The sequence below is a fragment of the Bacillus sp. SIMBA_074 genome, assembly GCF_046534555.1.
GTDB classification, from domain to species: domain Bacteria; phylum Bacillota; class Bacilli; order Bacillales; family Bacillaceae_G; genus Bacillus_A; species Bacillus_A mycoides.
On record NZ_JAWRYM010001258.1, the window covers coordinates 1 to 234 of the forward strand.

Sequence of the window (234 nt, forward strand, 5' to 3'; positions counted from 1 at the left end):
GCAAAAATCTGCACCACGACCTGACTATTCAGTGTCCGCTTTGCTTCAACAATTAACAGCGCAATGGAGTACGCCTCTTCACCCGTGGCGCAACCGGCTACCCATACCCGCAGAGGGCCGGTGTCTGCCTGCTCTACCATGGGATAAATAGCTCGCTTTAGCGCATCAAATGCACTGGCGTCGCGAAAAAAAGCGGTGACGGAGATCAAAATATCTCGCCCCAGCTGTTCAAGC

At 53.4% G+C, this 234-nt stretch carries 1 protein-coding gene; it reads right to left on the bottom strand.

Translation table 11 applies throughout. The annotated features are described in order from the left end of the window. A partial coding sequence (locus SB773_RS34755) for a CheR family methyltransferase (protein ID WP_410595115.1) occupies positions 1–234 on the bottom strand: 234 nt, incomplete at both ends.